General features: G+C 72.2%; 18 protein-coding genes. 8 read left to right on the top strand and 10 right to left on the bottom strand.

The window, feature by feature from the left end; all coding sequences use genetic code 11:
* The first annotated feature begins 9 nt into the window (after positions 1-9).
* Positions 10-465 carry a hypothetical protein gene (locus ACZ7G3_RS21860; protein ID WP_426596918.1) on the top strand — a complete coding sequence of 152 codons (456 nt, stop codon included), beginning with the start codon at positions 10-12 and terminating at the stop codon, positions 463-465.
* A gap of 65 nt (positions 466-530) precedes the next feature.
* Positions 531-1268, top strand: a complete 738-nt coding sequence (locus tag ACZ7G3_RS21865) for a nucleotidyltransferase family protein (RefSeq protein WP_426555613.1) — start codon at positions 531-533, stop codon at positions 1266-1268.
* A gap of 322 nt (positions 1269-1590) precedes the next feature.
* On the opposite strand, the gene ACZ7G3_RS21870 is transcribed toward ACZ7G3_RS21865, so the two are convergent.
* Positions 1591-1755 (bottom strand): hypothetical protein, encoded by a 165-nt coding sequence (locus ACZ7G3_RS21870; RefSeq protein WP_470927656.1) that lies wholly within the window; start codon positions 1753-1755, stop codon positions 1591-1593.
* Between the two features lie 225 nt (positions 1756-1980).
* Here ACZ7G3_RS21870 and ACZ7G3_RS21875 point away from each other — a divergent pair, with 225 nt between their 5' ends.
* Positions 1981-2163: a hypothetical protein gene (locus tag ACZ7G3_RS21875; protein WP_470927658.1), complete on the top strand. Its 183-nt coding sequence runs from the start codon at positions 1981-1983 to the stop codon at positions 2161-2163.
* Positions 2164-2236: 73 nt separating this feature from the next.
* Here the strand turns inward: ACZ7G3_RS21875 and ACZ7G3_RS21880 are convergent, their stop codons facing one another.
* The 6 genes from ACZ7G3_RS21880 to ACZ7G3_RS21905 form a co-directional block, all read right to left on the bottom strand.
* Positions 2237-3976: a DoxX family protein gene (locus ACZ7G3_RS21880; protein WP_470927660.1), complete on the bottom strand. Its 1740-nt coding sequence runs from the start codon at positions 3974-3976 to the stop codon at positions 2237-2239.
* A 307-nt stretch (positions 3977-4283) separates the two neighbouring features.
* Positions 4284-5225 carry a 23S rRNA (guanosine(2251)-2'-O)-methyltransferase RlmB gene (gene rlmB, locus ACZ7G3_RS21885; RefSeq protein WP_426596866.1) on the bottom strand — a complete coding sequence of 314 codons (942 nt, stop codon included), beginning with the start codon at positions 5223-5225 and terminating at the stop codon, positions 4284-4286.
* A 143-nt stretch (positions 5226-5368) separates the two neighbouring features.
* Positions 5369-6769 carry a cysteine--tRNA ligase gene (gene cysS / locus ACZ7G3_RS21890; RefSeq protein ID WP_426596867.1) on the bottom strand — a complete coding sequence of 467 codons (1401 nt, stop codon included), beginning with the start codon at positions 6767-6769 and terminating at the stop codon, positions 5369-5371.
* 512 nt (positions 6770-7281) lie between these two features.
* A complete protein-coding gene (gene ispF / locus ACZ7G3_RS21895; protein ID WP_470927662.1) occupies positions 7282-7785 on the bottom strand; it encodes a 2-C-methyl-D-erythritol 2,4-cyclodiphosphate synthase in 504 nt (167 codons plus the stop codon).
* A complete protein-coding gene (ispD, locus tag ACZ7G3_RS21900; RefSeq protein WP_426596869.1) occupies positions 7775-8551 on the bottom strand; it encodes a 2-C-methyl-D-erythritol 4-phosphate cytidylyltransferase in 777 nt (258 codons plus the stop codon). Before ispD ends, ispF begins: the two co-directional genes overlap by 11 nt.
* Positions 8552-8836: 285 nt before the next feature.
* Positions 8837-9319 (bottom strand): CarD family transcriptional regulator, encoded by a 483-nt coding sequence (locus ACZ7G3_RS21905; protein WP_003953493.1) that lies wholly within the window; start codon positions 9317-9319, stop codon positions 8837-8839.
* A gap of 768 nt (positions 9320-10087) precedes the next feature.
* Here ACZ7G3_RS21905 and ACZ7G3_RS21910 point away from each other — a divergent pair.
* Positions 10088-10831: a copper chaperone PCu(A)C gene (locus tag ACZ7G3_RS21910; protein WP_426596870.1), complete on the top strand. Its 744-nt coding sequence runs from the start codon at positions 10088-10090 to the stop codon at positions 10829-10831.
* Positions 10832-10969: 138 nt separating this feature from the next.
* On the opposite strand, the gene phoP is transcribed toward ACZ7G3_RS21910, so the two are convergent.
* Both phoP and phoR read right to left on the bottom strand, forming a co-directional pair.
* A complete protein-coding gene (phoP, locus tag ACZ7G3_RS21915) occupies positions 10970-11641 on the bottom strand; it encodes a two-component system response regulator PhoP (RefSeq protein WP_466747773.1) in 672 nt (223 codons plus the stop codon).
* Positions 11642-11646: 5 nt separating this feature from the next.
* Positions 11647-12981 (bottom strand): two-component system sensor histidine kinase PhoR, encoded by a 1335-nt coding sequence (phoR, locus tag ACZ7G3_RS21920; RefSeq protein WP_426596871.1) that lies wholly within the window; start codon positions 12979-12981, stop codon positions 11647-11649.
* 223 nt (positions 12982-13204) lie between these two features.
* Between phoR and phoU the strand changes: the two genes are divergently transcribed.
* The 4 genes from phoU to ACZ7G3_RS21940 all read left to right on the top strand — a co-directional run bounded on the left by phoU (position 13205) and on the right by ACZ7G3_RS21940 (position 15129).
* Positions 13205-13894: a phosphate signaling complex protein PhoU gene (gene phoU, locus ACZ7G3_RS21925; protein WP_426596872.1), complete on the top strand. Its 690-nt coding sequence runs from the start codon at positions 13205-13207 to the stop codon at positions 13892-13894.
* A gap of 229 nt (positions 13895-14123) precedes the next feature.
* The gene (locus tag ACZ7G3_RS21930; RefSeq protein WP_470927665.1) at positions 14124-14279 is read left to right on the top strand and encodes a hypothetical protein; all 156 of its coding nucleotides are present in this window, start codon (positions 14124-14126) and stop codon (positions 14277-14279) included.
* A 106-nt stretch (positions 14280-14385) separates the two neighbouring features.
* Positions 14386-14634 (top strand): SCO4226 family nickel-binding protein, encoded by a 249-nt coding sequence (locus tag ACZ7G3_RS21935; RefSeq protein WP_426596874.1) that lies wholly within the window; start codon positions 14386-14388, stop codon positions 14632-14634.
* Positions 14635-14757: 123 nt separating this feature from the next.
* Positions 14758-15129 (top strand): SCO4225 family membrane protein, encoded by a 372-nt coding sequence (locus tag ACZ7G3_RS21940; RefSeq protein WP_470927667.1) that lies wholly within the window; start codon positions 14758-14760, stop codon positions 15127-15129.
* A 251-nt stretch (positions 15130-15380) separates the two neighbouring features.
* On the opposite strand, the gene ACZ7G3_RS21945 is transcribed toward ACZ7G3_RS21940, so the two are convergent.
* On the bottom strand, positions 15381-15929 hold the full coding sequence (locus tag ACZ7G3_RS21945) for a DUF4232 domain-containing protein (protein ID WP_470927669.1): 549 nt from the start codon (positions 15927-15929) through the stop codon (positions 15381-15383).
* Positions 15930-16346 lie beyond the last annotated feature (417 nt).

The raw sequence follows: 16346 nt of genomic DNA on the forward strand, positions 1-16346 counted from the left end.
AAGCACTCCGTGAAGCACTCCACCACCCGACAGACGCGACGCGGCCGGGGCCCCGCCCGCCGGATCGGCCGCTCTCTCGCCTTCGTCCTGCCCGTCGTCCTGGTGCTCTCCGGGACTCTCGCGGTCACCCGAGTCAACTGGTCGGGAGACCCCGCGGACTCGGTGCTCGCCGCGTCGCAGGCCTCGTCCTCGAAGACGTCCACCGGGACCGCCGCCCGTGCACCGCACGAGGTGCTGCGCGACCGGCTGCTGACCGAACTGCAGGAGGAGGACCCGGGCGTCGCCCTCACCCACCTCCAAGAAGCCGTGAACGAGCGTCCGTCGCTGGCCCGCCACTGCGCGTCGGTCGCCCGCTCCCTCGGCCGCGCGGCGGTCAAGGTGTACGGTCCGACGCGCGCCCAGTCGTACGCGCGCCCCGTCTGCGACACCGCCTTCGCCTCGGGCGTCCTGGCCGCCCACGGCTGAGCCGGCCGGGCCGGCCGAACAGAACACCCTTCGGAGGCCGGCGGGGCGCCGCGTACAGTGCGGGCATGACCGATCCGAACGCCGCGTCCCGCCGCCCCGTTCAAGCCGTCGTCCTGGCCGGCGGACAGGGTTCCCGGCTGCGTCCCTACACCGACGACCGGCCCAAGCCGATGGTCGAGATCCCCGGCACGGGGACTCCGATCATCGGCCACCAGCTCGCCTGGCTCGCCGAGGAGGGCGTGACGGACGTCGTGGTCTCCTGCGGCCATCTGGCCGAGGTGCTGCAGAAGTGGCTGGAGACCGCCGACCTGCCGCTCTCCGTCACCACCGTCGTCGAGACGGAACCCCTCGGCCGCGGCGGCGGCCTCAGGTACGCCGCCGCGCACCTGCCGCACCCGGACCGGCCCTGGTACGCCACGAACGGCGACATCTGGACCCGTTTCTCGCTGCGCGACATGGCCGACTTCCACGCCGAGCGGGACGCCGTCGCGACCCTCGCCCTGGCCCGCCCGCGCCTGCCGTGGGGCGCCGTGCAGACGGACGGCTTCGGCCACATCACCGACTTCATCGAGGCACCGCCGTCGACCTTCGAGATCAACGCCGGTGTCTACGTCTTCTCCCCCGCCTTCGCCACGATGCTCCCGGAGCGGGGCGACCACGAGCGGACGACGTTCCCGAGGCTGGCCCGTGAGCGCCGGCTGGCCGGCTTCCCGATCCCCCAGGGCTCCTACTGGCGCGCGATCGACACCGCGAAGGACCTGACGGAGGCGGCACGGGAACTGGCGGCCCTGGCCGGCCGCTGAGGGACCGCTCCCCCTCCGCGATGCGCTGTTCGTCGAGGGCAAGGAAGACACCCTGGCCGCGTAGCTCGGCGTCGGCCTGGAGTGGCGGTGAAGGGCGATCCGGGGCCCTACGGGACCGGCTTGCGCATGCGACAGGTGCTCGGGGTCGCCGTCCGGGCGGAGTGTCCGACCAGCTCGGCGGCCTTGTGTTCGACGGCGGTCAGGAAGACTGACGGGGCGGTCCGGGCACCTCGACAACCGCACGGACTCCAGGAACACCCGAGCATGCCCACCGGCCACCGCGACGCACCGGAAAACTCCAAGATCCCCGACAGGGCCGAGCTCAGCCCATGTTGGCGAATGTGAGCTCGGCCATGACCCAAAGGCCGAAGAGCTGGAGCCCCAGAGCGCCGACCGCCACTCCCGACGCGGCGCCGGTGGTCAGTCGGCGCCGCACAAACCTGTACACAGCAAGCGTGACGGCTGCGACAAAGAGGACCAGGATCACGGAAAGGGGCATATCTACCTCTATGGAAGGATTGCAGCTCGACGGTATGAGCGCACCCGGATAACAGCGTCGCCGGATCTCAACCGTCTAGACGAAGTCGGTCGCGCATTGGTTCACCGGGTTCTGAGCGCATCGGAACCTGCGGAAGACCCGCCAAGACTTCGGAAGGGCGGGCGCCGTCTTGTCCGACGGGGCGCGTCACACACATGCGCAGCCGGCAACCGCATGAACGCCCAGTACGCCACCACGCTGCTACGAACCCTGCTCGTTCTGGCGAACCCCCGTGTCCTGCTGCTTCTGCATCCGGACTTCACCGAGTTCGGGGCTTCTGGGCGCCGCCTCTTCGCTCCCGTCCGCCAGATCGGCGACCGCCGTACGCGGCTCGCAACGCCCCCGACGGAAGACTAAAGGGCGGGGCCGGGAAGATGTTGGCCACTCATCGTCTGTGAGTGGCCACAACTTCCCGGCCCCGGCACCGGCGTCAGCCCAGGAGGCCGCCCACGAGGCCCCTGCCCGGCTCTCCGGTGGAGGAGGAGCCGCCGCCGTCGCCGCCGCTTCCGGTGCCGGAGCCGCCGGTCGAGCCGCCGCTGCTGCCGCCGCCGGTCGTGGTGCCGCCGGAGGTGGGTCCCGCGGTGGTGCTCGGCGCCTGGCGGGCCGGGGAGGACTGCCGCGGCGGGGCCTCGCCCGTGGTGCCCTGGGTCTGGCTGGGGGTGCCGCCGCCGGTGGCGGTGCCGCTGTCGCGGGTCGCTCCGGGGGTGGTCGCGGCGCCCGTGGACGGCGTGGGCGCACCGCTGGTGGCGCCCTGGGTGGGTGATGCGGAGGCCTCCGGGGTCGTCGGCTTCCGCGTGCCGGGTTCCCGCGGGATCGGGGAGCCGGGCAGTTCGTTGCGCGGGGACTCGCCGGGCCCGGGGACGATCACGCGGTCGGCGTCCCGGACGGCACCGCCGAGCAGCGAGCCGACGAGGAGGGTGATGCCGGTGACGAGGAAGGTGACGAGGGCGCCGCGGCGCAGGACGTAGCGGCGCAGGTCCCAGATGTCGGCGCGGGGGCCGAGGCGGCGCCAGGCGCTGCCGGCGAGCCGGCCGTCCACCGAGTAGACCGGGGCACCGGCGATGATCAGCGGCGACCAGGCGGCGAGGTAGATGATGTCGGGCGCGTCGTAGACGGGGACGCTCTTCCAGCTGACGGTGACGAGGAGCGCCGCGGACAGGCCCGCGCCGATGACGGCGCCGACGCGCTGCCAGCAGCCCAGGACGGTCAGGACGCCCACGATCACCTGGAGGAAGGCGATGACGAGTCCGGAGCCGACGGGGTGGGCGAGGGCGAACTGGCGCAGCGGCTCGGCGATGTCCCAGGGGTGCAGGGTGTTGAGCCACTTGACCATGGAGCCGCGTTCGCCGCCGTCGAAGTAGACGGGGTCGCAGAGCTTGCCCATGCCGGCGTAGACGGAGATGAAGCCGAGGAAGACGCGCAGCGGCAGCAGCACGACGCCGAGGTTCATGCGGCGGCCGGGGAAGTAGGCGTGCCGTGCCGGGTCGTCGGCGTGGCGCCGGGCGCGCGGTCCGGCCGGTTCCGGGCCGTCGTCGTACTCGTCGTCGTAGTCGTCGTAGTCGTCGTGCCCGGGGGCCGGGTCGAAGTCCTCGCCGGTGTAGGCGGGTTCGTCGTAGGCGCTGCCGACGGTACGCATGGCGGGCAGCAGGCGGGTGCCGTCGGGGGCGGGGCCGCGCTGCGCGCCGACGAGGGGGGTCTCGATGGTCTGGGTGGCGGGGCCGTCGTCGTAGCCGTCGTAGCCCGGGGCGCCCTCGTCGAAGCCGTCCCGGTGGATGACCTGGGTGGCTCCGGCGTCGGCGCCCTGCTCGTCGGTGTGGTGACCGGCTCCGGCCCGCACCGCCTGGAGCAGCCGGTGGGCGCCGGTGTCGTCCGGGTCGGACCGCCCGCTCCAGACGACGGCGCGACGGCGGGCGGGGGCCGGGGCGGCGGGCCCCGCGGTGCCGGCGAGGGGCATGCGGGCGGTGTCCTGGGTGGCGCTCAAGTGCCGCGCGATCCGCGGGGACCGGGTCCGCCGCGCGGAGGCACCGAGCTGCACGCGGAAGCTCGCGTGATTGACGATGACCTGGGCCGGATCGCTCGGCACCTTCACCATGCTCAGCGCGGGAGCGTCGTCGATTCCCGACGAGCGGTCCCCCGTGGGTGTGCGGGGTGTTCTGGTGTCCACACTCATCTAACCGAGTGACGTGTCGTTAGGACACTGCCTTGACCGCCCAGATCTGTCCGGACCGCGTCAAGCTTGTCCGGAGAGCCGGGAACACCCCGTGTGGGCGACCGCGCCGAACACCCGTTCTCCGTTCGGCGCGCCGCCCCTCACTCGGCGACGCCGGCGCGGCGCCTCGTACGGCACGGTCCCCGCCGCGACACCGGCGGCCCCATCCTTCTGCCCCGCTCGCACGACCACGCGGCTTCGCACGACCACGCGGCTTCGCACGGCCGCGCCGGCCTCCGACCGGCGGTCACCGCACCCCGAGCCCGCGTCAGACCCGCCGGCGCGACGCCTCGTACAGCACGATCCCCGCCGCGACACCGGCGTTCAGCGACTCCGCACCGCCGGGCATCGGAATCCGCACCCGGACGTCGCACGTCTCACCGACCAGCCGCGACAGGCCCTTGCCCTCGCTGCCGACGACGATGACGACCGGACCCGACAGTGCCTCCAGGTCGCCGAGTTCGGCCTCGCCGTCGGCGGCGAGGCCGACGACCGTGATCCCGGCCTTCTGGTAGGTCTCCAGCGCCCGCGTGAGGTTGGTGGCGCGGGCCACCGGCGTGCGGGCGGCCGTGCCGGCGGACGTCTTCCAGGCGCCCGCCGTCATGCCGGCCGCGCGCCGCTCGGGCACGACGACGCCGTGGCCGCCGAAGGCGGAGACGGAGCGGACGACGGCACCGAGGTTGCGCGGGTCGGTGACACCGTCGAGGGCGACGATCAGCGGGTCCGCGCCCTCGTCGTGGGCGGCGGCGACCAGGTCCTCGGGGTGCGCGTACTCGTACGGCGGGACCTGGAGGACGAGCCCCTGGTGGTTGAGCCCGTTGGTCATCCGGTCGAGCTCGGGACGCGGCGCCTCCATGAGGTTGATGCCGCCGCGCTCGGCCGCGAGCTGGAGCGCCTCGCGCACCCGCTCGTCGTTGTCGATGAACTGCTGGACGTAGAGCGTCGAGGCGGGCACGCCTTCGCGCAGCGCCTCGTAGACGGGGTTGCGGCCGACGACGAGTTCGGACGTCGACCGGCCTCCCCCGCGTCGCTGCGGCGTACGTCCCGTGGCGCGGCGTGCCTTCGCGTTGGCGGCACGCTGCTTGGCGTGCCCCTTGCGCATCTCGGCGGGGGGCGTCGGCCCCTTGCCTTCCAGGCCCCGGCGTCGCTTGCCGCCGCTGCCGACCTGCGCGCCCTTCTTGCCGGACATGCGGCGGTTGTTCGCGGCCATGAGTTACCTGTCTCCGCTCTCTACGGGAGTGTGCGTCGTACGTGCGTTGTATGCAGTGTGCCGCCCGGGAGGCCGGGCGGCACAATCGATCTACGGGAACCCGCGGGGTCCACGGGCCCGGACTTCGGTGACCGGGCCCGGGGTCAGCGGGAGCCGAGGCTCCAGCGGGGCCCCTGCGGACCGTCCTCGATGACCAGGCCGGACTGTCCCAGCTGGTCGCGGATGGCGTCCGCGGTGGGCCAGTCCTTACGGGCCCGCGCGGCCTCGCGCTGGTCGAGGACGAGCCGTACGAGGCTGTCGACGACGTGCCTCAGGTCCTCGCCCTGCTCCTGCTCCCCGGCCCAGTGCGGGTCCAGCGGGTCGAGGCCGAGTACCCCGAGCATCGCACGGACCTCGGCGAGGCGGGCGACCGCGGCCTCCTTGTCGTCGGCTGCCAGCGCGCTGTTGCCCTGCCGGACGGTGGTGTGCACGACGGCGAGGGCGCCCGGGACGCCCAGGTCGTCGTCCATCGCCTCGGCGAAGGCGGGCGGCACGTCGGCGGCGGGCTCGCCGGCGTGGCCGGCGAGCTCGGTGACGCGCTGCACGAAGCCCTCGATCCGCGCGTACGCCGACTCGGCCTCGCGCAGGGACTCCTCGCTGTACTCGATGGTGGAGCGGTAGTGCGGGGTGCCCAGGTAGTACCGGAGCACGACCGGGCGCCACTGCTTGACCATCTCGCTCACGAGCACGCTGTTGCCGAGCGACTTGGACATCTTCTCGCCGCTCATGGTGACCCAGGCGTTGTGCACCCAGTACCGGGCGAAGGCGTCGCCGAAGCCGCGGGCCTGGGCGATCTCGTTCTCGTGGTGCGGGAAGATCAGGTCGATCCCGCCGCCGTGGATGTCGAACTCCTCGCCCAGGTACTTGTGCGCCATGGCGGAGCACTCCAGGTGCCACCCCGGGCGGCCCCGGCCCCACGGCGTCTCCCAGCTGGGCTCGCCGGGCTTGGCCGCCTTCCACATGGCGAAGTCCCGCGGGTCCCGCTTGCCGCTCTCGCCCTCCCCGGAGGGCTGGCGCAGCTCGTCGAGGTCCTGGTTGGACAGCGACAGGTACCCGGGCAGGGACCGTACGTCGAAGTAGACGTTGCCGTCGGCCTCGTAGGCGTGGCCGCGCTCGATGAGGCCGCGCATCATCTCGACCATCTCGGTGATGTGGCCGGTGGCGCGGGGCTCGTAGGTGGGCGGCAGGCAGCCGAGGGCGTCGTAGGCGTCGTTGAACGCCCGCTCGTTGTCGTACCCGATGGACCACCAGGGGCGGTTCTGGTCCGCCGCCTTCCTGATGATCTTGTCGTCGATGTCGGTGACGTTGCGGATGAACGTGACGTCGTAGCCGCGGTACGCGAACCAGCGGCGCATGATGTCGAAGTTCAGCCCCGACCGGATGTGCCCGATGTGCGGGGCGGCCTGCACGGTGGCACCGCACAGGTAGATCGAGACGCAGCCCGGCGTGAGGGGGGCGAAGTCACGGATCTGCCGGGCGCTGGTGTCGTACAGGCGAATAGTCACGGGTCCAGGGTAGTAGGCGCGGGGCAGTGCCAGGGGCGCACTTGCCCGCTTGTTGCCCGACCGAGTCGGTGAGACGGGGGGAGGGAAGGGGACGGGAGGGGACGGGAGGGGGAGTCTCTTGTCCGATGGCCGGCCGAGTCGGCTGGTCGGTGGGTGCGGGCCCGGGGGCCAGGTGACGGGGCGGAGCCCCTGCCGGGTGCGGGCCGAAGCCCCTGCGGGGTGCGGGGACGAAACCCGTACCGGAGCACGGGGCCGAGCCCCTGCCGGGTGCGGGGACGAAACCCGTACCGGAGCACGGGGCCGAGCCCCTGCCGGCTGCGGGGACGAAACCCGTACCGGAGCACGGGGCCGAGCCCCTGCCGGCTGCGGGGACGAAACCCGTACCGGAGCACGGGGCCGGAACCCGAGCCGGGGTACGGGGGCGGAACCCGCGCCGGAGCACGGGGACGAGCCCCGTACGGCACCACCCCCGCGGCACCGTCACAGGCGGCGCCCGCACCGCGCCCCCGCACTCACTCCACCCGCGCCACCAACGCCGTGGCCACCGCCATCAGCCCTTCCCCCCGTCCGGGGAACCCGAGCCCGTCCGTCGTCGCCCCCGACACGGACACCGGCGCCCCCACCGCCTCGGACAGCACCTTCTGCGCTTCCTCGCGGCGCTTGCCGACCTTCGGCCGGTCACCTACCACCTGCACCGCGACGTTCCCGATCCGGAACCCCGCCGCCCGTACGATCCGCGCGGCCTCCGTCAGGAGCGTCACCCCGGACGCCCCGGACCACTCGGGCCGCCCGGTGCCGAAGTGCTGGCCCAGGTCGCCGACCCCCGCGGCGGAGAACAGCGCGTTGCACGCCGCGTGGGCGACGACGTCCGCGTCGGAGTGGCCGGCCAGCCCGGCCCCTTCGCCCTCCCATTTGAGTCCGGCGCACCACAGTTCACGTCCGTCCTCGAACGCGTGGATGTCCGTACCGATCCCGACCTGCGGCAGCACGGGGAGTCCGTCCGTCTCAGAAGCCATCGTTCAGCCTCCTGCGCGCCAGTACGGCCTCCGCCAGTACCAGGTCGAGCGGCCGTGTCACCTTGAACGCCTCTTCGTGTCCCGGCACGACCATCACCGTCAGCCCGAGCTGTTCGACCATGCTCGCGTCGTCGGTGACGTTGTCGCTCACCGTCTCGTGGGCGCGCACCAGCGTCTCCCGGTCGAATCCCTGTGGTGTCTGCACCGCGCGCAGCCGCGCCCGTTCCGGCGTCGCCACCACCGGCTCCGGCTCGCCCGGGACGGCGGCGGGCTCGACCTGCTTGACCGTGTCGGCGAGCGGCAGCGCCGGCACCACGGCGGGCGCGCCCTCCCGTACTGCCTCGATCACGGCGTCCACCGTGTCGACCGGCACCAGCGGCCGGGCCGCGTCGTGCACGAGGACGGTGTCGTAGTCGGCCGGCAGCGCGTCCAGGCCGAGCCGTACGGACTCCTGCCGCGACTCGCCGCCCGGTACGACGAGGAAGTCCGTCCTCTCCGGCAGCGCGTGGGCGTCGAGCAGGCTCTTGACCTCGGTGGCTCCGTCGGGCGGGGCCACGACGACGACCAGGGAGACCGCACGGGAGGCGGCCATCGCCCGGACGGCGTGGATGAGCATGGGAGTACCGCCCAGCGCGCGCAGCGCTTTCGGGGCTCCCGGTCCAAGCCGTACGCCCCGGCCGGCGGCGGGAATCACGGCCGCGGTCCGGGTGTTCGCACGGGCGTCGGTGGGCATCTCGGCGGGCGAGGGACGCGATTCGTCAGACATCGGTTCCTGTCAGGTTTGTGTGCTCGACCAAGTTGGGTATGGCCTCACCGTGCCGGGCGCGACGCCTTGACCGGACCCTTCCGTGACCCTGGTCGAGCCAGCAGCCCGGGCCCGGCACGCCAGGACCGGGGGAATTCTCCCGGGACGGGCGTCCGAAGACGAATCAGAGGACGGACCCGGCTCCCGGGTGCGAACATGCCGCAGCGCCCGGCGACAGCAGAAATGTCATCGGGCACCGCGGCATTCAGTGCGCTGAACCGGGCGTGCAGCGGGCTGCGTCTCGCCTCAGGAGGCGAGCACCTCGTCGAGCAGGGCCTCCGCCTTGTCCTCGTTGGTGTTCTCCGCAAGCGCGAGCTCGCTCACCAGGATCTGGCGGGCCTTGGCGAGCATGCGCTTCTCACCGGCGGAGAGTCCGCGCTCGCGCTCGCGCCGCCACAGATCGCGTACGACTTCCGCGACCTTGATGACGTCGCCGGAGGCGAGCTTCTCCAGGTTTGCCTTGTAACGACGCGACCAGTTCGTGGGCTCCTCGGCATACGGCGCGCGCAGCACCTCGAAGACCCGGTCCAGTCCGTCCTGACCGACCACATCACGCACGCCGACGAACTCCGCATTGTCCGCTGGCACACGTACCGTCAGGTCACCCTGGGCGACCTTCAGCACCAAGTAGGTCTTGTCCACGCCTTTGATCTGGCGAGTTTCGATAGCCTCGATCAGCGCGGCCCCGTGATGGGGATAGACCACGGTGTCGCCAACCTTGAACGTCATGTGACAGGTACCCCTTCCGTGGCTATCCAGGGTAACACGGAAACGGCGTCTTCTGAATGGCGTTTTCGCAGGTCAGGGCATATCTCGGGGCTTGACAACAGCGACGGGAACGTGCTGCGCGGAGCGAGCGGAAGAAAGTATTCGCAGGTCGGAGCGGCTCTTCGGGCCGGGCGAAACGTGCACGTCACACACCCCCGGAGGCCCGTTCGCCCGTCCGAAGGTTCCCTTATGTCCGGTTCCAGGCGTGCGACTTCCGCTACTCCGTTCGGTGACCTGAGCGGGGTTCCGGACGAATCCGGAATTGATCACGAGGGTCCTCCGGCCGGCCCTCGGATGATCAATTTCCTGGCCGTCCGCGCATTCCTTCACGCAAAATTCGCGCACCGATCGGCGACTCGTATGGCGTGGGGCCTCTTATATGAATGAGGGACGCGCGCAAGCGGCAAAGCGACCGGGACGCGGCCCTGGAGGCACCGGGGAGGGGACCAGGGAGCACCGGGCGGAGGACCCGGGCGGAGGACCGGGCGGAAAACGGGTGGAGGCCGGCCGGGGAACCGCACGGAGACCGGCCGGGGGGCCAGGCGGAGACCGGGAAGAGCGCGGCGCGCCCTCCGCGCCTACCGCCTGCCGGGCGAAGCCCGCGGCTCGGGGGAGGGTCGGGTGCGGCGCCCGGGGAACGGCTCGGTAGCCTAAGCCCTGCTGACAGTCACTTAGGGCGGCTTTATCCGTTGCCGCCACCCCGCTCGAGTCCAAGGAGTTGCCGCCGCCGTGAGCAGCAGCCTTCGACGCGGTGCCCTCGCCGCCGCCGCCATCGCGTTCTCGATCGCCTCGCTCGCCGCGTGCGGTGCCGGTCACAACGCCCAGACGCTGGAGATCAAGCCGGACAACGCTGCGACGACCGTCGGTGACATCCAGATCCAGAACGCGATCGTCATCACGCAGCCCGACCCGGAGTCGACCGGCCCGGCCGCGGTCTCCGCCACCCTGTTCAACAACGGCCGCACGGACCAGACCCTCGAGTCCATCACCGTGGACGGCGCCGGCGAGCCCGTCGAGCTGAAGCCCGCCGAGGGCGAGGAGGGCGCCGGCGACGGTCTGACCGTCCCGGCCGGCGGTTCCCTGATCCTCGGCGGCGAGGGCAACGCCTCGGCCGTCCTGACCGGCGGCCGCGAGGCCGTCGAGGACGGCGACGCGCAGAAGGTCACCTTCGCCCTCAGCAAGACCGGCGACGTGAGCCTGGAGGCGTTCGTCGTCCCCGCCGACAGCTACTTCTCCGAGTGGGGCCCGAGCGACGTGCCGGCCGCGCCCGGCGCGTCGTCGCAGCCGTCGCAGGAGACCTCCGGGGAGCCGTCCGACGGCGAGTCCGCGGGCGGCCCGTCGGACGGCGAGACCTCCGGCGCCCCGTCCGACGGCGAGACCTCCGGGACCGAGGACGCCGCCGGAACCGGTGAGTCCGCGGGTACCGGCACCGAGACGGACGCCTCCTCGCAGGAGGAAACGGCCGGCCACTGAGCCCCGTACCACCGCTCGTACCGCGCGAAGGGCGGGACCTCTGCAGAGAGGTCCCGCCCTTCGCCGTACGGGGTTGTCCGTACGTCACGCACGGGCGCGGAGCCGGCGGTACCGACCGCACCGGCCGCGCAGGCCGCTCTACGGCTCGAACTTGTAACCGAGCCCCCGCACCGTCACCAGGTACCGCGGCGCGCCCGGGTCGGGCTCGATCTTGGCGCGCAGCCGCTTGACGTGGACGTCGAGGGTCTTGGTGTCACCGACGTAGTCGGCGCCCCAGACCCGGTCGATCAGCTGCATGCGGGTCAGCACGCGGCCGGCGTTGCGGAGGAGCATCTCCAGCAGGTCGAACTCCTTGAGCGGCAGGTCGACCTTGGTGCCGCCCACGGTCACGACGTGCCGGTCGACGTCCATGCGGACGGGGCCGGCCTCCAGTGCGGCGGGGGCGACCTCCTCCGGCTCGCCGCGGCGGCGCAGCACGGCACGGATGCGGGCGACCAGCTCGCGGGAGGAGAAGGGCTTGGTGACGTAGTCGTCGGCCCCTATCTCCAGGCCCACGACCTTGTCGATCTCGCTGTCCTTGGCGGTCACCATGATCACGGGGACGTTCGAGCGGCCGCGCAGCTGGCGGCACACCTCGGTGCCGGGCAGTCCGGGCAGCATCAGGTCGAGGAGGACGAGGTCGGCGCCGTTGCGCTCGAACTCGTCGAGTCCGTCGGGCCCGGTGGTCGCGACGGCGACCTCGAAGCCCTCCTTGCGGAGCATGTACGACAGGACGTCGGAGAAGGACTCCTCGTCCTCGACGACGAGCACACGGGTCACGGAAGGACCTCCGGGGCGGGAAGCGTTTCGTACGGGGAAGTGTGGGGGGATGAAGAAGCGGACCGCCCGTTCTCGGCGATTTCTCCGTGTTCCACGTGTCCCAGGTCCATCTGTTCGACCTGGTCCACGCGGTTCTCGTGGTCATCGCGGGCGGCCCGCCGCGGTGCGCGGTCACGGGCGGCGCTGCCCGACTCCGGCAGTCGCAGGGTGAAAGTGGAGCCCTGGCCTTCGGCGCTCCACACCGTGACCTCCCCGCCGTGCGAGGCGACCACGTGCTTGACGATCGCGAGACCCAGACCGGTGCCTCCGGTGGCCCGGGAGCGGGCCGGGTCGACGCGGTAGAAGCGCTCGAAGACGCGCTCCTTGTCCTTGTCGGAGATGCCGATGCCCTGGTCGGTCACGGCGATCTCGATCAGGTCGCCGCCGGGGGCGCCCACGCGGCGGGCTGCTATGCCGACGCGGGTGCGGGCGGGCGAGTAGTTGACGGCGTTCTCGACGAGGTTGCCGAGGGCGGCGGCGAGCTGGCCGCGGTTGCCGCGTACGTGCAGATCCGCCGTTCCTCCGGCGGCCATGGTGATCTGCTTGGTACCGGCTGCCTGCCGGCAGCGGTCGATGGCCTCGGCGACCAGCTCGTCCACCCGGACGGGCTCGGCGTCGTCGAGGGGGGCGTCGTTCTGGACGCGGGACAGGTCGATGAGCTCCTGCACGAGGTTGGTGAGCCGGGTCGCCTCGATCTGCATGCGCCCGGCGAACCGCTCCACCGCCTCCGGGTCGTCCGAGGCGTCCATGACGGCCTCGGAGAGCAGGGAGAGCGCCCCGACCGGCGTCTTCAGTTCGTGGCTCACGTTGGCGACGAAGTCGCGCCGTACGGCCTCGATCCGCCGGGCCTCGGTGAGGTCCTCGACGAGCAGCAGCACCAGCCGCGACCCGAGGGGCGCGACGCGCGCGGAGACGGCGAGCGCCTCCCCCCGCCCGTTCCCCCGTCTCGGCAGGTCCAGCTCGACCTGCCGTATCTCCCCGTCCCGCCGGGTGTCCCGGGCCATCTGCAGCATGGGCTCGACGGCGAGCTTGCCGCCCCGGACCAGGCCGAGGGCGTACGCCGCCGAGCTGGCCTTGACCACCGCGTCGGCCTCGTCGAGGACGACCGCGGAGGAACGGAGCACCGACAGGACGGTGTCCACGCCGGGCGGGAGCACCGGATCGGTGTGCAGGGAGGTGCGGGTGGGGCGGCGCTGGTCGCGCTCGCTCCAGCGGAACGCCAGCATGGCGATCACGCCGGTGAGCACTCCGGCGATCGCTGCCACTGCGGCGACCGCCGCGTTCACGTCCATGCGTCCAGGTTAGGCATGCCGAACGGCCCCGCCCCAGCCATCGGACTGCGACCTCGAACACTCGTCGCCCAGAGTTCACCTTGGAGCCAGGGATGGTTCATTTGTGGTGCCGGAAACGGACGCGTACGGGCCGGAACGTGTAAGCGTGGGGGCACGGTGAGGGGTTGCGAGCCGGTGCGAGCCAGTGCGAGCCCCCTAAATGGACGTACGAGAGGGAACCCTGATGCGGGACGCGTACCACGAGGAACTGGATTCGATCGGCGACAGTCTGGTGGAGATGGCCCGGCTGGTCGGATCGGCGATCGGACGCGCCACGACCGCCATCCTCGACTCCGACCTGAAGCTCGCCGAGAACGTGATCGAGGGCGACCAGAAGGTCGACGAGCTCCACCACGAACTGGAGGCCCGGGCGATAGCCCTGCTGGCCCGGCAGCAGCCGGTGGCGACGGACCTGCGCATCGTCGTCACCTCGCTGCGGATGTCGGCCGACCTGGAGCGCTCGGGCGACCTGGCCCAGCACGTGGCCAAGCTGGCCCGGCTGCGCTACCCGGAGCGTGCGGTGCCGCACGACCTGCACGCCACCATCCTGGAGATGGGCCAGCTCGCGCAGCGCCTGATGGCCAAGGCGGCCGAGGTGATCATCACCAAGGACGTCGACCTGGCCCTCCAGCTGGAGCAGGACGACGACGCGATGGACCTCCTCCACCGCACCCTCTTCCAGCACCTGATGGACGACCGCTGGAAGCACGGCATCGAGACGGCCGTGGACGTCACCCTCCTCGGCCGCTACTACGAGCGCTACGCCGACCACGCCGTCGCGGTCGCCAAGCGGGTGGTCTACCTGGTCACCGGCGAACACGCGGACGACTTCCAGCCGGACATCCAGCCGCCGACGCAGGCCGAAGGGGCCTGACGCAGGCCGGACGGAACCGGCCCGGCGGAACGGGTCCGGGGGGACGGGTCGAGGGGGACAGGTCGGCAGGACGGATCGGGCCGGTCGGCCCGGTCTGGCGGCCCGGGCGGGCCGGTTGGCCCGGTCGGGCGGGCAGGCCGGGGGCGCGCGCGTTCGCCCCAATGCGCCGTTGCTGCGACTGGCTCCCAGGGCGTGCAATGGGCCCAGGCACCAGCCTCCAGGAGGAACCATGGCCGATTCCCCCAGCACCAGCCCCGACCCCGCACAGGAACGCCCCACCGAACAGCCGCCCGAGATCCGCAGCCTGCCCCTGGTCGCCGCGTGCGGCTGCGGCTCGGGCTGCGGCTGCGGCTGCCAGTCGGGCAATCCCTGCCAGTGCGGCTGACGCGGTAAGCAGCGAAGAGCGGTACGGCGTGGTACGGCGTCCGGGTTCGCCCCGGACGCCGTACGGGCGCACCCTGAAGGAAAGACCCTGAAGGGGGTGCGAGGCCATGGCTCACTTCATGGACGTGCACCACGGAATGCACGGCATCACCGCGGACCAGCTCCACCAGGCCCACCAGGCGGACCTCGCCGTGGAGAAGGACGAGGACGTCCACTTCGAGCACGCGTGGGCGGACCCGGAATCCGGCACGGTCTACTGCCTCTCCGAGGCCCCGTCGGCCGACGCCGTCCAGCGCGTCCACGAGCGCGCGGGCCACAGGGCGGACGAGATCCACGAGGTCCCGCTGACGGTGTAGGCCTTCTCCCTGGCCCAGGTGCCGCGTCGTCGACCTGAGTACGGGTGCTCGGGCCCGTCGGCCCGTCCCCGTCCGACCCTGGAGGCAGGACGGGAACACGACGCACGGGGAGACCTGCATCCGATGAAGACCGGGAAGCCCACCGGGAAGACCAGCCCGATACGCACCTTCACCCGCCTGGCCTTCGCCAACCGCGCCTCGGCGGTCTACCTCGCCATAGTCGGCGGCGCGACGGCCGTCGCCGCGCTGGAACCCCTCTTCGCGAACAGCCCCGACGCGTCCCTCGTCTGGATCTGGCCGGCCCTGTCCACCTTCCCGGCCTTCGGCTTCGTCGCCTGGCTCGGCGAATCGGGCTGGGGCGGCGACGCGCCGACGTGGTTCTTCGTCGGTGGCATCGCGGTCTCGGCACTGGTCCAGTCACTGGCGGTGGGCGCGGCCTGGCAGGGCCTGCGGGGGCGGCGTCGCCGGCGCGGGCGGCTGACGACGGCCGTCTGAGGCGGCGGCGCGGCTGACGACGGCCGTCCGAGGCGGCGGGGACGGCTGACGACGGCCGTCCGAACCGGACGTCCGGCTCATCGATCGACCTTCCGACGCTGTACGGCGGCGCACGCGAAGCGCCGACCGGCACCCGTTCCCGGAACTCCGCGGCCGCCTGGAACACACCGTCGCGGCCGCACTGCGGCCCCCCGGTGCGGACGGAGGGCCCGGTGCGGCCGCCGGCGGCCGTGTCACGGGCGCCGAGGCGGTTACCAGGACAGGGCGTCCGCCGCGTTGTCCTGCCAGTAGGTGACGGTGGCGGCGCTGTTGAAGAACACACCGCCCTTCGGCAGCTTCAGGGTCTTCTCCTGGCCGGCCGTGCCGCCGTTCTTGTCGGCGAGGATCACACCCAGGGTCTTCTCGTTGCCGCCGCCCTCGCCGTCGGGGGAGTACGTCAGGATGCCCGCGTAGGCGGACTGACCGGGCTCGAGCGTCACCACGGCCTGCGGGGTGGTCTCCTGGGCCCACGCCAGCGGGGCCTGGGCGTCGGCGCCGGCCCTCAGGTAGGGGGCGCTGTAGGCGTAGCAGGGCTTGGTGCCGGTGTTGGTGGCCTTGAGCAGCAGGTGGTTGACCGGACGGGTCACCTCGGTGACGGTCAGCGCGGTGTTCGCCGCGGTGCAGGTGACGACCGACGGGGCCTGCTTCGGCGCGGCGACGGCGGTCGTCCCGGCGGCCTGGATACCGACGAGGGCGAGGGCGGCGGCGGCGACCACGGAGGAGGCGGCCGAGCGGGAGCGGAAGCGGTTGGCGATACGCATGACGGGTCTGCTTTCTCCGAGTACCAGGAAGACGTTCCTGTGGTGGCGGACGGTGCCGGTCGGTCACGTCCCCGCCGTACTGCCCGGGGCCCGAGTGGGCGCCGGAACGCGGGTCATGAGGACCGGGTTGAGCGCGGCGGACCACCGTGTCCGGCGAGGTGCCGTGCTGTTGATGACCCAAGCCTGTGCCACCCGGCGTCCCATCCGCCATTCCATCGGCAATTGCGGGACGCTGGAATGCGTAAACCACCTCTGACCTGGAAGAATGCCGCCTTCCTGGGACGCCGAATGGAATGGACGGCCGGCGCGGAACGCTGGGGCGCGTGCTGACGCGCGGTGTTGCCGCTGGAGTTGAGGCAGCGTCGTCCCGGGCCGAGTCGGCCCGAGCCCAGCAGTAAGCCCCCGCGCCGCGAAGCA

Source organism: Streptomyces sp. NPDC037271 (assembly GCF_055603605.1).

Coding starts and splice junctions, on each gene's coding strand:
- ACZ7G3_RS21880 (WP_470927660.1), bottom strand. CDS start 3,976: ATGAGTGTGGACACCAGAACACCCCGCACACCCACGGGGGACCGCTCG.
- ACZ7G3_RS21930 (WP_470927665.1), top strand. CDS start 14,124: ATGGCCGATTCCCCCAGCACCAGCCCCGACCCCGCACAGGAACGCCCC.
- ACZ7G3_RS21935 (WP_426596874.1), top strand. CDS start 14,386: ATGGCTCACTTCATGGACGTGCACCACGGAATGCACGGCATCACCGCG.
- ispF (WP_470927662.1), bottom strand. CDS start 7,785: ATGGCTTCTGAGACGGACGGACTCCCCGTGCTGCCGCAGGTCGGGATC.
- ACZ7G3_RS21875 (WP_470927658.1), top strand. CDS start 1,981: ATGAACGCCCAGTACGCCACCACGCTGCTACGAACCCTGCTCGTTCTG.
- ACZ7G3_RS21865 (WP_426555613.1), top strand. CDS start 531: ATGACCGATCCGAACGCCGCGTCCCGCCGCCCCGTTCAAGCCGTCGTC.
- phoU (WP_426596872.1), top strand. CDS start 13,205: ATGCGGGACGCGTACCACGAGGAACTGGATTCGATCGGCGACAGTCTG.
- phoR (WP_426596871.1), bottom strand. CDS start 12,981: ATGGACGTGAACGCGGCGGTCGCCGCAGTGGCAGCGATCGCCGGAGTG.
- ACZ7G3_RS21945 (WP_470927669.1), bottom strand. CDS start 15,929: ATGCGTATCGCCAACCGCTTCCGCTCCCGCTCGGCCGCCTCCTCCGTG.
- ispD (WP_426596869.1), bottom strand. CDS start 8,551: ATGTCTGACGAATCGCGTCCCTCGCCCGCCGAGATGCCCACCGACGCC.
- rlmB (WP_426596866.1), bottom strand. CDS start 5,225: ATGGCCGCGAACAACCGCCGCATGTCCGGCAAGAAGGGCGCGCAGGTC.
- ACZ7G3_RS21940 (WP_470927667.1), top strand. CDS start 14,758: ATGAAGACCGGGAAGCCCACCGGGAAGACCAGCCCGATACGCACCTTC.
- ACZ7G3_RS21905 (WP_003953493.1), bottom strand. CDS start 9,319: ATGACGTTCAAGGTTGGCGACACCGTGGTCTATCCCCATCACGGGGCC.